Below are 12,731 nucleotides of genomic sequence, written 5' to 3'. Positions count from 1 at the left end.
CGGTTCAATTCAAGCGGCGCAGCGGCGCCGCCACCGGAGACACCATGAAAATCCTGATCATCGGCGGTACCGGCCTCATCGGCGGCCACGCCGCATTGCATCTGCGCGCGCAAGGCAACGACGTGACGCTCACCGCGCGCAAGCCGCCCGCGCCGGGCAGCGCGCTCGCGCAATTCGACGTGCTGCTGCGCGACTACGTGGCCGGCAACTTCACGCGCGACGATCTCGCGCCATTCGACGCGGTCGTGTTCGCGGCCGGCAACGACATTCGCCACCTGCCGCCCGGCACCGACGAAGCCGCGCACTGGGAACGCGCGAACGTCGACGCGGTGCCGCGCTTCTTCGCGCTCGCGCGCGACGCGGGCGTGAAGCGCGCGGTGCTGGTCGGCAGCTTTTATCCGCAGGTCGCGCCGGCGCTCGTCGACACGGTGCCGTACGTGCGCTCGCGCCATCTCGCCGACGAACGCGTGCGCGCGCTCGCGTCGCCGTCGTTCGCGGTATGCAGCGTGAACGCGCCGTTCGTGGTCGGCTCGGTGCCGGGGCTGCGCAACGAGATGTTCGCCGCGTACACGGGCTACGCGCAGGGGAAACTCGCGGGGCTGCCGGTGTACGGGCCGGCCGGCGGCAGCAACTTCATCTCGACGCAATCGCTGTCGGAAGCGATCTGGGGCGCGCTGCAACGCGGCGAATCCGGCAAGGCCTATCTCGTCGGCGACGAGAACCTGAGCTTCGCCGACTACTTCGCGGCGTTCTTTCGCGCGGCCGGCAATCCGCAGCCGGTGCCGTCGCTCGACCAGGAGCATCCGCTGCTGCCGGACATCGCGATCTATACGGGGCGCGGCAACGTCGTGGCGTACGAGCCGGACCCGGCCGATATCGCGCTGCTGCGCTACCGGCGCGGCGACGTGCAGCGCGCGGTGAACGAAGTGGTCGCGCAGTGCGGCGCGTAAGCGCACGGCCGGCGTTGCACGCGCGACGCTGAAACGAAGCAGAAACGAAAACGTCCCGCCACCGGCGATGCATGCCGGCGGCGGGACGTTCATGCCACAACGGCGTTACGTCGTTACTGCGTGACTTCGACTCGCATCGTCAGCCGCCGATACGCTGTTCGATGTTCTTCATCGTCTCGGTCAACTCCGACGGCAGACGCAGCTTCAGCGTGTCGAACAGCGCCGCATGCAGCTTCAGTTCCTCGCGCCATTCGCCTGCATTCATCGACGTGACCGCCTCGAACTGCTCGCGCGTGAAGTCGAGCCCGTCCCAGTGCAGGTCGTCATACGCCGGCGACACGCCGAACGCATGTTCGCCGCCGCCGCCGTTGCCTTCGAGGCGATCGAGCATCCACTTCAGCACGCGCATGTTCTCGCCGAAGCCCGGCCACACGAACTTGCCGTTCGCGTCCTTGCGGAACCAGTTCACGCAGTAGATCTTCGGCAGTTTCGCGCCCGCGCCTTCGAGCTGCTTGCCGAGCTTCAGCCAGTGCGCGAAATAATCGCTCATGTTGTAGCCGCAGAACGGCAGCATCGCGAACGGGTCGCGGCGCACCACACCCTGCTGGCCGGCCGCGGCGGCGGTCGTCTCGGAGCCCATCGTCGCGGCCATGTACACGCCTTCGACCCAGTCGCGCGCCTCGGTCACGAGCGGCACGGTCGTCGAGCGGCGGCCGCCGAAGATGAACGCGTCGATCGGCACGCCGGCCGGGTTCTCCCAGTCCGCGTCGATCGACGGGCATTGCGATGCCGGCGCCGTGAAACGCGAGTTCGGATGCGCGGCCTTGCGGCCCGTTTCCTTGCCGATCTCCGGCGTCCACGGGTTGCCCTGCCAGTCCGTCAGCTTCGCGGGCGGTGTGTCGGTCAGGCCTTCCCACCACACGTCGCCGTCCTCCGTCAGCGCGACGTTCGTGAAGATCACGTTCTCCTTCAGCGTCGAGATCGCATTCGGGTTGGTCTTCACGCCGGTGCCCGGCGCGACGCCGAAGAAGCCGGCTTCCGGGTTGATCGCATACAGGTGCCCGTCGCGGCCGGGCTTCAGCCACGCGATGTCGTCGCCGATCGTCGTGACCTTCCAGCCGTCGAAGCCCTGCGGCGGGATCAGCATCGCGAAGTTGGTCTTGCCGCACGCGGACGGGAACGCGGCCGCGACGTGATACTTCTTGCCGGCCGGCGACGTCACGCCGAGGATCAGCATGTGTTCGGCGAGCCAGCCCTGGTCGCGGCCCATCGTCGACGCGATGCGCAGCGCGAAGCACTTCTTGCCGAGCAGCGCGTTGCCGCCATAGCCGGAGCCGAAGCTCCAGATTTCACGCGTATCGGGGAAATGCACGATGTACTTGACCGGGTTGCACGGCCACGGCACGTCATTCTGGCCCGCTTCGAGCGGATGGCCGACGCTGTGCACGCACGGCACGAATTCGCCGTCCTCGCCGAGCACGTCATACACCTCGCGGCCCATGCGCGTCATGATCCGCATGTTCACGGCCACGTACGGGCTGTCGGACAGCTCGACCCCGACGTGCGCGATCGGCGAGCCGAGCGGGCCCATCGAGAACGGCACGACGTACAGCGTGCGGCCGCGCATCGAGCCGCGGAACAGGCCGTTCAGCGTCTCGCGCATTTCTTCCGGCGCGATCCAGTTGTTGGTCGGGCCGACGTCGTCGGGCGATTCGGTGCAGATGAAGGTGCGGTCCTCGACGCGCGCGACGTCGGACGGATCGGACTGCGCGAGATACGAGTTCGGGCGCTTCGCCGGGTTCAGGCGCGTGAGCGTGCCCTGGTCGACCATCGCCTGGCACAGCGCGTCGTTCTCTTCCTGCGAGCCGTCGCACCAGACGACACGCTCGGGCTCCGTCAGCGCCGCGATGCGCGATACCCAGTCGATCAGCTTGCGATGTTTGACGTATGCCGGGGGAGCGATCAGCGGGCCGTGCGTCGCTTCGGCCAAAGAGTTTTGCGACATGGGAACGTCTCCAGATTATTGGGCGGGGATGGGGGATGCGGGGCGAGCCCGCGAGATGGGGAATGCGGTCGGAGCGCAGGTTGAAGCGACGCGCAAGGCGGGACGCGCGAGCGGAGCGCGTGTCGATGCCGCGATGCGGGCGAGAGAATGTGATGTCTCGTATGAGTGTGCGAACGCGAGTTTCGCCATGCAAGCAACCTGCCATACAACTCCATATCGGCCAGCATACCATCGCCGTTATTGGGCTGGCGTTGCGTTGCAACAAGAAACAACTGTGTCGACGCGCCGGCACGCCGCTTGCCGGCAGGTCCTTTTTTTGCGCCGCCGCGTGCGCTTTGGGGACGAAACGGCTGGAACGTCCGTCCGGCAAGGGTTTCGCAAAAGCGCAAAATCGGCGCGACAGGTTCGCATGCGATGCACCCGAACCGTCGCCGTCCGAATTCGCGTTTTCGCTACTCAGGCAAACCCTGAATTAGGTTGCGTACACAAACATCCGTCGCGCACGCGTTGTGTACGCTACCGCTCAAAACGGCGCGCCGGGCAATCCGGGGTAATACGCGCCCGCCGCCATCCCGCCGTCGACCGACAGCTCGGCGCCGTTGCAGTACGACGCTTCGTCGCTCGCGAGAAACAGCGTCGCGCGCGCGATTTCCTCAGGCAAGCCGACCCGCTGCAGCGGCACGTGCGTGTAGTGCTTGTTGACTTCGTCGAGCGGCGCGCCGGTCGGGTTCGACATCGCGGTGTTCACGCCACCGGGATGGATCGAATTCACGCGCACGCCCTGGTGGCCGAGTTCGAGCGCCGCCACCTTCGTCAGCCCGCGCACGCCCCATTTGCTCGAGACGTAGGCGGCCAGCGCATTCACGCCGCGCAGCCCGTCCACCGACGAAATGTTGACGATCGACCCGCGCTTTTGCGCGATCATGCGCGGCGCGATCGTATGGATGCCGACGAACGTGCCGACCAGATTGATCGACACCGCACGCTCGAAATCGCGTTTCGACAACTCGGTGATCGCGCCGAACATCAGCACCGCCGCGTTGTTGACGAGCACGTCGATGCGGCCGAACTGCTCGACGGTCGCGTCGGCCACGCGTTGCCAGTTCGCTTCGTCGGCCACGTCGAGCCGCATGAACCGCGCGGCGTCGCCGAGCTCGCGCGCGAGCGCTTCGCCTTCCGCGTCGAGCACGTCGGCGATCACGACGCGCGCGCCCTCTTCGACGAACAGCCTGCACGTCGCCGCGCCCATTCCGCGCGCGCCGCCCGTGACGATCGCTACCTTTCCTTCCAGTCGACTCATGTCGTTCTCTCTTCGATTCGTTTCGATTTCAGTTCCGGTTCCGGTTCCGGTTCCGTTTGCTGGCCGCCACGCCCGGCTGCACGCCGGTGCGCGGCCGATCACGAGCTGACGACGACGCGGCGATCCCGCGCCAGCCGTCAGCCCCAGTACGCCTGCCCGCCGTCGAGCGGCAGCGTCGCGCCCGTCAGGTAGGCCGCGTCACGGCTCGCGAGAAACACGATCGCGCGCCCGATGTCCTGCTCGCAGTCGCCGACGCGGCCGAGCGGGATCGTGCGGAAGAACGCGGCGGCCTCGTCCGGGTTCGCGTCGACCCAGCCCTTCAGCCCCGGCGACAGCGCATGCGGCGCGACCGCGTTCACGCGGATGCCGTCGGCGCCCCATTCGCATGCCGCCGCACGCGTGAGCGCACGAATCGCTTCCTTGGTTGCCGCATAGGCGCCGTAACCCGACGTGTCCCAGCGCACCGCGGCCGACGATGCGAAATTGACGATCACGCCATCGCCCTTCAGATGCGGATGACACGCGCGCATCATCCGCAGCGTGGCGATCGGCCCCGATTCGAGGCCCGCGAGAAAATCCGCGTCGGTCACGTCGAGCAGGCGGCCGAGCGGTACGACCTGCGCGTTGTTGATCAGGATCTGCACGCCGCGAAAACGCTCGACCACGGCATCGACGCACTGCACGATCTGCGCGGCGTCCATCACGTCGCACACGAACGGCTCCGCGACCCCGCCGCGTGCGCGAATCGCATCGCACGTCGCGGCCAGCTTGTCGCGTGTGCGGCCGACCACGGCCACCTGCGCGCCTTCGGCTGCGAGCGCGTGCGCGACACCTTGCCCGACGCCCTGCCCCGCGCCCGTCACGAGCGCGACCTTGCCCTTGAGCATGCCCATGCGCGCTCCTTAAGCGACGATTGCCGGATGCGCCTGCACGGGGCCGCCGAGCAGTTCGCGATACGACGGCGGCTGTTTGCCGTCGAGATCAGAAATGCCGTACTGCAGCGCGGCTTCCGCGCCGACCAGCACCTGCCCGGACAGCGCCATGCGCTGCGGATCGGCATGGATCGCGTGAATCACGCGGCCGGTGAATTCGGGGCTTTCGGCGACGAGCGAGAATTCCTTGTAGAGGTCCGGATGCTCGTCCCACACGCGCGTCGTGCGCTCGGTGCGCAGCGGCCCCATCCAGATCGACACGGCCGCGACGTCGAACGGCTTCAGGTCGACCGCCATGTCCTTCGCGAACTTGTCGACACCGGATTTCTGCGCGCCGTACGCGGCGCCGTGCATGTAGCAGCTCGCGCCGAACGACGACGTGAACGCGATCAGCCCGCTGCGGCGCTTCGCCATCAGCGGCGCGGCATGCCAGCTCGCGACATAGGCCGAACGCAGCCCGACGTCGAGGATGTTCACGAGCTCCAGCGACTTCTCCCAGAACGGGCCCGGCAGGATCAGCTGGTCGTGCAGGTACGTCGCGTTGTTGACGAGGATGTCGAGCCGCCCGCTTTCCCGTTCGACACGCTCGAACAGCGCCTTCACCTGCGCGTCGTCAGCGTGGTCGCACGCGACCGCGATCCCGCGGCCGCCGAGCGCGTCGATCTCGCGCGCGGTCTCGTGGATCGTGCCGGGCAGCGGCGCATCGCCTTCGTGCTGCGAACGGCCCGTCACGTAGACGGTCATGCCGGCCGCGCCGAGCGCGCGCGCGATGCCCTTGCCTGCGCCGCGCGACGCGCCCGTCACGACGGCGACCGGCGCCTCGTGGTTCTGTGTCATGTTCGATGTCTCCTGGGGGAATGTTCTCGACCGGCGCGGGGAGCGCGCGTCGTTTCGTTATGCGGCAGGCGGCTGCGCGCCGGCGAACAGCACGCCAGGCGCATCGCCGTCGTAGCGGGCCGACAGCGTCGACGTGACGACGCAGCGCGTGGCCGCGATCTTCCATTCGCCGTCGACCTTCCGGTATTCATCGTCGTAGGTCGCGCCGAGCTGCGTGAGCGTGCGCGCATCGGTGTCGAGCATCTGGTAATGCAGGCCCCACGTGCCGCGCGCATGCGTGTCGTCGAGCACGGTGATGTGCGGATTCACGCCGTGGTGCATCTCGACGATGTGCGGGTGGCAGCCGAGCCGCTCGAACACGTCGACGAGCGCGTCGCGATGCTCGAACGTGCCGATCCGGCCATAGTCGATGTGCACGGTGCCGGGCGCGAAACAATCGCGCATCCCTTGCGGATCCTTCCGGTCGCAGCACGTGAAGTAGCGGGCCTTCAGCTGGCGAATCGCGTCGGCGTCCTCGAGCCTGCGCACGCGCACTTCCATTCGTTCGATCGGGGTCATGCCGTCTCCTTGGTCTCGTGTGCGCGGATCGAAGCCGCGTCGACGCCACGTTACAGCCGCACGAATGGCCGGCCATCACCTGTTTGGATGAACCTCGATGGTCCGTGGCGGCGGAGATGCACGCGGCCGTCGCGGCGTTCGTCCGAACAGACGATGTGACATGAGTGGCTTCGTTCCTAAGATCGGACGACACCACCACGAGACACGGCGATGGACGAGACGACCCGCACGCTCTACGAGTACGAGCAGATCCGCCAGCTGAAGTACCGGTATTTCCGCGCGATCGACACGCACGACTGGGCGTTGCTCGAACAATGCGTGACCGAGGATTGCGAGGTGCGCCTGCAAGGCGGCCGCTATGCGTACGACGGCCGCGACGCATTCGTGTCGAGCCTGCGTGCGCTGATCGGCAAGCCGACCTTCCTGACGATGCATCACGGCCATCATCCCGAGCTCACGCTGGTGTCCGCCGGTCACGCGTGCGGCGTGTGGTTTCTCGAGGATCACGCGATCAATCTCGAGGATGACTACCTGGTGCACGGCACCGCGTTCTACGACGACCAGTACGTGAAGCACGACGGTGTGTGGCGCATTCACGCGACGCGTCACGAGCGCCTGTTCGAAACCGTCACGTCGCCGATTCCGCCGTCGTTCACGCTGACCGCGAACCGCTTTGCGCCGCACGCGCACGACGCAACGCGCCCGGCCGATTCGGCCGTCAACGCTTCCTGAAACCCGGCGGCAGCGCCGCCGATCCCGTCATTCCCCCCTGGAGCCGGAGTAATGGAGAAAGTCATTTACGTGTTGTGGCGCGACGCGCAGGCCGCGCCCGAGCCGTGGAGCCGCAGCGTGCGCGCGCAGCTCGCCGACAAGCTGCTGTCGCTCGGCGCGCACGGCGTGCAGGTGAACGTCGCCGACGCCGACGTCGCGCCGGCCGCCGGCCTCAAGCAGACCAACACGCACCCGGGCATCGACGGCATCGTAGCGGTATGGATCGACAGTGCGAACCCGATGTTCCGCCAACCGTTCGACGACGCGGTGCGCGCGGCCGTCCCGCACATGGCCGCGTATCTGGTCACCGAATCGCAGCCGATTCCGAACACGCGCTTTCCGGCGCGGCCCGGCGAGCGCACCAGCGGCTTCTCGCAGCTCGCGTTCCTGAAGCGCCCGCCGCGCCTCACGCACGAAGCGTGGCTCGATGTGTGGAACGGCCATCACACGCGCGTCGCGATCGATACTCAGGATAACTTCCTGTACGTGCAGAACGTGGTCGTGCGCGCGCTCACGCATGCGGCGCCCGGCTACGACGCGATCGTCGAGGAGTGCTTCCCGGCCGCGGCGATGACCGATCCGTACGCGTTCTTCGATGCGGTCGGCGACGAGGAGAAATTCCAGCGCAACGTCGCGGAGATGATGGACAGCTGCGGACGCTTCATCGACTTCGACAAGATCGACGTGGTGCCGACGAGCCAGTACGTCGTGAAGGCGGTGCGCGGATAAAACGCGGATAAAAAAAACGCCAACCCGTCATGAACGGGTTGGCGTCGTGCCGCGGGTATGACGATTACGAGAACTGGTTCATCGTGTTGTCCTTGCCCGCCGCCTTCAGCGCTGCTTCGCCGCTGAAGTATTCCTTGTGGTCGTCGCCGATATCCGAGCCGGACATGTTCTGGTGCTTGACGCACGCGATGCCCTGGCGGATTTCCTTGCGCTGCACGCCGGCCACGTAGCCGAGCATGCCCTGGTCGCCGAAGTATTCCTTCGCGAGGTTGTCGGTCGACAGCGCGGCCGTGTGGTACGTCGGCAGCGTGATCAGGTGATGGAAGATGCCGGCTTCACGCGATGCATCGGCCTGGAACGTGCGGATCTTCTCGTCGGCGAGCTTGGCCAGTTCGGTCTCGTCGTACTCGACGCTCATCAGCTGCGCGCGGTCGTAGGCCGACACGTCCTTGCCCGCGGCCTTCAGCGCGTCATATGCCTGCTGACGGAAGTTCAGCGTCCAGTTGAACGACGGGCTGTTGTTGTACACCAGCTTCGCGTTCGGGATGACCTTGCGGATTTCGCTGACCATGCCGCCGATCTGCGCGATGTGCGGCTTTTCGGTTTCGATCCACAGCAGGTCGGCGCCGTTCTGCAGCGACGTGATGCAGTCGAGCACGCAGCGTGCTTCGCCCGTGCCGGCGCGGAACTGGAACAGGTTGCTCGGCAGGCGCTTCGGACGCAGCAGCTTGCCGTCGCGCTTGATGACGACGTCACCGTTGCCCAGCTGGTCGGCCGACAATTCCTCGCAGTCGAGGAACGCGTTGTACTGGTCGCCCAGGTCGCCCGGCGTGTTGGTCACGGCGATCTGCTTGGTCAGGCCGGCGCCGAGCGAGTCGGTACGGGCGACGATGATGCCGTCGTCCACGCCCAGTTCCAGGAACGCGTAGCGGATCGCGCGGATCTTCGCGAGGAAGTCCTCGTGCGGCACCGTGACCTTGCCGTCCTGGTGGCCGCACTGCTTCTCGTCGGACACCTGGTTCTCGATCTGGATGCAGCACGCGCCCGCTTCGATGAACTGCTTGGCCAGCAGGTAGGTCGCTTCCGCGTTGCCGAAACCGGCGTCGATGTCGGCGATGATCGGCACGACGTGCGTCACGTGGTTGTCGATCTTTTCCTGGATCGCGGCCTTGGCTGCGGCGTCCTTCGCAGCATCGAGCTCGCGGAACAGGCCGCCGAGTTCACGTGCATCGGCCTGGCGCAGGAACGTGTACAGCTCGCGGATCAGCGCGCTGACCGAGGTCTTTTCGTGCATCGACTGGTCCGGCAGCGGGCCGAACTCCGAGCGCAGCGCGGCGACCATCCAGCCCGACAGGTACAGGTAACGGCGTTCGGTGCTGTTGAAGTGCTTCTTGATGGAGATCATCTTCTGCTGGCCGATGAAGCCGTGCCAGCAACCCAGCGACTGCGTGTACTTGGCCGGGTCGGCGTCGTACGCGGCCATGTCGGCGCGCATGATCTTCGCGGTGTACTTCGCGATGTCGAGCCCCGTCTTGAACTTGTTCTGGGCACGCATGCGGGCCGCATACTCGGGGCTGATGGCGTTCCACGCGCTGCCGCGGTTTTCCTTCAAGCCAGCCACTGCCTTGATGTCGTCTTGATATTGGGACATGTCAATCTCCTGGGAACGAAGCGCATTTGAGTAAAGGGTTCAGCGTGCCCGCTCCGTGTGACGAAGCGAACTGCATGGACTCAATGGTAACGCCGCGCGACGCACTGTCGAGCAACTCTTATATAAGACATAAGATATAAATTCTGCTTGTTTTTCAATGAGATAAGCAACGCGTTTTGCGATGCAAAACAGGTTTTCAAGCGGCGGGAAGCTGACGCGGCCGGAATTCGGCGCACATTCCGCGATATGAAACGGCCTTTCGGCAGTTGGTGGGAGGACAGGCTCGGCGATTCATGTTTCGCGCTTTTGCCACCGACATGACAAAACGTCTATACTTGGACAATCCATCGACGGCGAACCGACAGGCGCCGTTCCCGCGTACCGCGATGCGCGCCCTCCTGCCTGGAACCCCATGAGCGACTACCCCGTCTTCGACGCGCTGTGCGAACTGCTGAACACCTCGGGCGCGCGGTTCCGCGTGCTCGATCACCCGGCCGAAGGCAAATCCGACGCGATCGCCGCGCTTCGCGGCACGCGTCCCGAACAGGGCGCGAAGGCGATGCTCTGCACGTTCAAGGACGGCGGCGACGCCACCGCGCTCGCGGTGATCCCCGGCCACCTGAAGATCGACTTCCGCAAGGTCGCCGACGCGGTCGGCCGCCGCAAGGCGACGCTCGCGCCGCCCGAACTCGCCGCCGCGGTCACGCGCTGCGTGATGGGCGCCGTGCCGCCGTTCGTGTTCGACGCGAACGTGGCGCTTGTCGTCGACCCTGCCCTGATCGAGCTCAACGACGAAATCGCGTTCAACGCGGGCCGCCTCGACCGCTCGGTCGTGCTCGACGCGTCCGACTACGTGCGGATCGCCCGCCCGCTGCTGGCCGACATCACGCGGCCGGAAACGACCGGCGCGCCCGCGCTCGAGGCCAGCGCATGACCACGCCCCGCCCCAGGCCGCAGTCGGAACAGGCATCGCTGATCGAGCAGGTGCTGCGCATCGCCGAAGGGCTCGGCGCGATGTTCGCGCCGTTCACCGAAGTCGTCGTGCACGACCTGCGCACGCCGGAGCACGCGATCCTCGCGATCCACAACAACCTGTCGGGCCGCGCGATCGGCGATCCGGCGACCGAACTCGGGCTCGCCCGCATCGCGGACGACGACTTCCCGCAGGTGCTCGCGAACTACGCGAACCGCTTCGCCGACGGCCGCACCGCGAAAAGCACGTCGATCGGCATCAAGGACTCGGGCGGCCGCTATGTGGCCGCGCTGTGCCTGAACGCGGACGTCACGCTGTTCCGCGGCTTCCAGGGGATGCTGAACCAGTTCTGCAGCACCGAAGGCGCGCCGGTCGCCGAAACGCTCGACCCGGCCGGCGCGGACGCGATCCGGCAGCGCATCGATGCGTTCGCGACGCGCCTCGCGACCACGCCGCGCGAGCTGAAGACCGACCAGCGCCGCGAGCTGATGCAAACGCTGAAAGCGGACGGCTTCCTCGAGGTGCGCCGCGCGATGGAAATCGTCGCGCAGCACCTCGGCGTGTCGCGCGCCACTGTATACAACGATGCGAAATGACGCGTGCCCGCGGCGCGCCCCGCTTACCTGTTGACTGACTCTTCCGACGAGCGACTCATGAACACTCCGACCCTCCCCACCTACGACGATGTCGCGGCCGCCGCGGCACGGCTCGATGGCCACGCGCACCGCACGCCCGTGATGACCTCGCGCACGATCGACGAAGCGCTCGGCGCGCAGGTGTTCTTCAAGTGCGAGAACCTGCAGCGCATGGGTGCGTTCAAGTTCCGCGGCGCGTTCAACGCGTTGTCGCGCTTCGACGCGACGCAGCGGCGCCACGGCGTCGTCGCGTTCTCGTCCGGCAACCATGCGCAGGCGATCGCGCTGTCGGCGCGCATCCTCGGCATCCCCGCGACGATCGTGATGCCGCAGGACGCGCCGGCCGCGAAGATGGCCGCGACGCGCGGCTACGGCGGCAACGTCGTGACCTACGACCGCTATACCGAGGACCGCGAGCAGATCGGCCGCGAACTCGCGGAAAAACACGGGCTCACGCTGGTGCCACCCTACGACCACGCGGACGTGATCGCGGGCCAGGGCACGGCGGCGAAGGAACTGTTCGACGAAGTCGGGCCGCTCGACGCGGTCTTCACGCCGCTCGGCGGCGGCGGCCTGCTGTCGGGCACGGCGCTCGCGACGCGCGCGCTGTCGCCGCACGCGAAGCTGTACGGCGTCGAGCCGGAAGCCGGCAACGACGGCCAGCAATCGTTCCGGTCCGGGTCGATCGTCCATATCGACACGCCGCGCACGATCGCCGACGGCGCGCAGACGCAGCACCTCGGCAACCTGACGTTCCCGATCCTGCGGCGCGACGTCGACGACATCCTGACCGCGACCGACGCGGAGCTGGTCGACTGCATGCGCTTCTTCGCGACCCGTATGAAGATTGTCGTCGAGCCGACCGGCTGCCTGTCGTTCGCGGCCGCGCGCCGAATGAAGGACGAACTGCAAGGCAAGCGCGTCGGCATCGTGATCAGCGGCGGCAACGTCGATCTCGAGAACTTCTGCGCGCTGGTGTCCGCCTCCGCGTAATGCGTCGCGGCACGCGGATGACCGCATGAACATCCTGTCATCCGCGCGCCGCCGCTCCTTCACGCCGCGTTAAGTTTCGCGCCCTAGACTGAATGCGTTGTCCCGCAGTCAGTCGTGAAGAAGGAGTCACCATGAACACGCACGCGATCGTCGCCGCCGCCCTCGCGGCAGCATCCCTTTCGGCGTTCGCTCAACCGGGCGTGACGTCATCCGGTTTTCCCGCCACGCTGCTGCACGCACCGCACGCCTCGGTCGCGCAGGCAGCCCACCGTTCGCCCGCCGCGCTGCCGCATGCCGGCTTCGTGCTCGCGAAGATCGATCAGAACAATACGCCGCCCGATCGCGGCGGCGACCCGAGCGGCCGCACGCACGGCGGCATGCATATGTAACGCGGGTC

The 12,731-nt window shown here is 66.8% G+C and carries 13 protein-coding genes; 7 read left to right on the top strand and 6 right to left on the bottom strand.

The genetic code is table 11. The features are described from left to right. Positions 1-44: 44 nt before the first annotated feature. A complete protein-coding gene (locus tag DIE12_RS00165) occupies positions 45-950 on the top strand; it encodes an NAD-dependent epimerase/dehydratase family protein (protein WP_124519381.1) in 906 nt (301 codons plus the stop codon). 139 nt (positions 951-1,089) lie between these two features. On the opposite strand, the gene DIE12_RS00160 is transcribed toward DIE12_RS00165, so the two are convergent. From DIE12_RS00160 to DIE12_RS00135, 5 genes are all read right to left on the bottom strand, one after another. Continuing rightward, positions 1,090-2,955, bottom strand: coding sequence for a phosphoenolpyruvate carboxykinase (GTP) (locus DIE12_RS00160; protein WP_124519380.1), 1,866 nt, complete (start codon positions 2,953-2,955; stop codon positions 1,090-1,092). A gap of 523 nt (positions 2,956-3,478) precedes the next feature. Continuing rightward, the gene (locus tag DIE12_RS00150; protein ID WP_124484724.1) at positions 3,479-4,255 is read right to left on the bottom strand and encodes a glucose 1-dehydrogenase; all 777 of its coding nucleotides are present in this window, start codon (positions 4,253-4,255) and stop codon (positions 3,479-3,481) included. A 137-nt stretch (positions 4,256-4,392) separates the two neighbouring features. After that, positions 4,393-5,148: an SDR family NAD(P)-dependent oxidoreductase gene (locus DIE12_RS00145; RefSeq protein ID WP_124519379.1), complete on the bottom strand. Its 756-nt coding sequence runs from the start codon at positions 5,146-5,148 to the stop codon at positions 4,393-4,395. 9 nt (positions 5,149-5,157) lie between these two features. Beyond that, entirely contained in the window at positions 5,158-6,024 is an 867-nt protein-coding gene (locus DIE12_RS00140; protein WP_124519378.1) for an SDR family NAD(P)-dependent oxidoreductase, read from the bottom strand. 57 nt (positions 6,025-6,081) lie between these two features. Beyond that, positions 6,082-6,582: a nuclear transport factor 2 family protein gene (locus tag DIE12_RS00135; RefSeq protein ID WP_124484721.1), complete on the bottom strand. Its 501-nt coding sequence runs from the start codon at positions 6,580-6,582 to the stop codon at positions 6,082-6,084. A gap of 210 nt (positions 6,583-6,792) precedes the next feature. On the opposite strand from DIE12_RS00135, the gene DIE12_RS00130 reads away from it, so the two are divergent. After that, a complete protein-coding gene (locus DIE12_RS00130) occupies positions 6,793-7,314 on the top strand; it encodes a nuclear transport factor 2 family protein (RefSeq protein WP_124524005.1) in 522 nt (173 codons plus the stop codon). A gap of 51 nt (positions 7,315-7,365) precedes the next feature. Continuing rightward, positions 7,366-8,082 (top strand): EthD domain-containing protein, encoded by a 717-nt coding sequence (locus DIE12_RS00125; RefSeq protein WP_124522877.1) that lies wholly within the window; start codon positions 7,366-7,368, stop codon positions 8,080-8,082. A gap of 64 nt (positions 8,083-8,146) precedes the next feature. Here DIE12_RS00125 and DIE12_RS00120 read toward each other — a convergent pair whose 3' ends face one another. Next, positions 8,147-9,733, bottom strand: coding sequence for an isocitrate lyase (locus DIE12_RS00120; RefSeq protein ID WP_124524003.1), 1,587 nt, complete (start codon positions 9,731-9,733; stop codon positions 8,147-8,149). 412 nt (positions 9,734-10,145) lie between these two features. Here DIE12_RS00120 and DIE12_RS00115 point away from each other — a divergent pair, with 412 nt between their 5' ends. The 4 genes from DIE12_RS00115 to DIE12_RS00100 all read left to right on the top strand — a co-directional run bounded on the left by DIE12_RS00115 (position 10,146) and on the right by DIE12_RS00100 (position 12,723). Beyond that, positions 10,146-10,667 carry a YbaK/prolyl-tRNA synthetase associated domain-containing protein gene (locus tag DIE12_RS00115; protein WP_124524001.1) on the top strand — a complete coding sequence of 174 codons (522 nt, stop codon included), beginning with the start codon at positions 10,146-10,148 and terminating at the stop codon, positions 10,665-10,667. Then, complete coding sequence (locus DIE12_RS00110; RefSeq protein ID WP_124523999.1) at positions 10,664-11,302, top strand: transcriptional regulator; 639 nt, start codon at positions 10,664-10,666, stop codon at positions 11,300-11,302. Before DIE12_RS00115 ends, DIE12_RS00110 begins: the two co-directional genes overlap by 4 nt. A 57-nt stretch (positions 11,303-11,359) precedes the next feature. Further along, a complete protein-coding gene (locus DIE12_RS00105) occupies positions 11,360-12,334 on the top strand; it encodes a threo-3-hydroxy-L-aspartate ammonia-lyase (RefSeq protein WP_044844612.1) in 975 nt (324 codons plus the stop codon). A 131-nt stretch (positions 12,335-12,465) separates the two neighbouring features. After that, positions 12,466-12,723 (top strand): hypothetical protein, encoded by a 258-nt coding sequence (locus tag DIE12_RS00100; RefSeq protein ID WP_124523997.1) that lies wholly within the window; start codon positions 12,466-12,468, stop codon positions 12,721-12,723. Positions 12,724-12,731: the final 8 nt, after the last annotated feature.

It is taken from the genome of Burkholderia sp. Bp9015 (genome assembly GCF_003853505.1).
In the GTDB taxonomy this organism is placed as follows: Bacteria; Pseudomonadota; Gammaproteobacteria; order Burkholderiales; family Burkholderiaceae; genus Burkholderia.
The sequence above is the reverse complement of the archived record's forward strand: the minus strand, read 5'-3'. Positions and strand labels throughout refer to the sequence as shown.

Coding starts and splice junctions, on each gene's coding strand:
- DIE12_RS00165 (WP_124519381.1), top strand. CDS start 45: ATGAAAATCCTGATCATCGGCGGTACCGGCCTCATCGGCGGCCACGCC.
- DIE12_RS00160 (WP_124519380.1), bottom strand. CDS start 2,955: ATGTCGCAAAACTCTTTGGCCGAAGCGACGCACGGCCCGCTGATCGCT.
- DIE12_RS00150 (WP_124484724.1), bottom strand. CDS start 4,255: ATGAGTCGACTGGAAGGAAAGGTAGCGATCGTCACGGGCGGCGCGCGC.
- DIE12_RS00145 (WP_124519379.1), bottom strand. CDS start 5,148: ATGGGCATGCTCAAGGGCAAGGTCGCGCTCGTGACGGGCGCGGGGCAG.
- DIE12_RS00140 (WP_124519378.1), bottom strand. CDS start 6,024: ATGACACAGAACCACGAGGCGCCGGTCGCCGTCGTGACGGGCGCGTCG.
- DIE12_RS00135 (WP_124484721.1), bottom strand. CDS start 6,582: ATGACCCCGATCGAACGAATGGAAGTGCGCGTGCGCAGGCTCGAGGAC.
- DIE12_RS00130 (WP_124524005.1), top strand. CDS start 6,793: ATGGACGAGACGACCCGCACGCTCTACGAGTACGAGCAGATCCGCCAG.
- DIE12_RS00125 (WP_124522877.1), top strand. CDS start 7,366: ATGGAGAAAGTCATTTACGTGTTGTGGCGCGACGCGCAGGCCGCGCCC.
- DIE12_RS00120 (WP_124524003.1), bottom strand. CDS start 9,733: ATGTCCCAATATCAAGACGACATCAAGGCAGTGGCTGGCTTGAAGGAA.
- DIE12_RS00115 (WP_124524001.1), top strand. CDS start 10,146: ATGAGCGACTACCCCGTCTTCGACGCGCTGTGCGAACTGCTGAACACC.
- DIE12_RS00110 (WP_124523999.1), top strand. CDS start 10,664: ATGACCACGCCCCGCCCCAGGCCGCAGTCGGAACAGGCATCGCTGATC.
- DIE12_RS00105 (WP_044844612.1), top strand. CDS start 11,360: ATGAACACTCCGACCCTCCCCACCTACGACGATGTCGCGGCCGCCGCG.
- DIE12_RS00100 (WP_124523997.1), top strand. CDS start 12,466: ATGAACACGCACGCGATCGTCGCCGCCGCCCTCGCGGCAGCATCCCTT.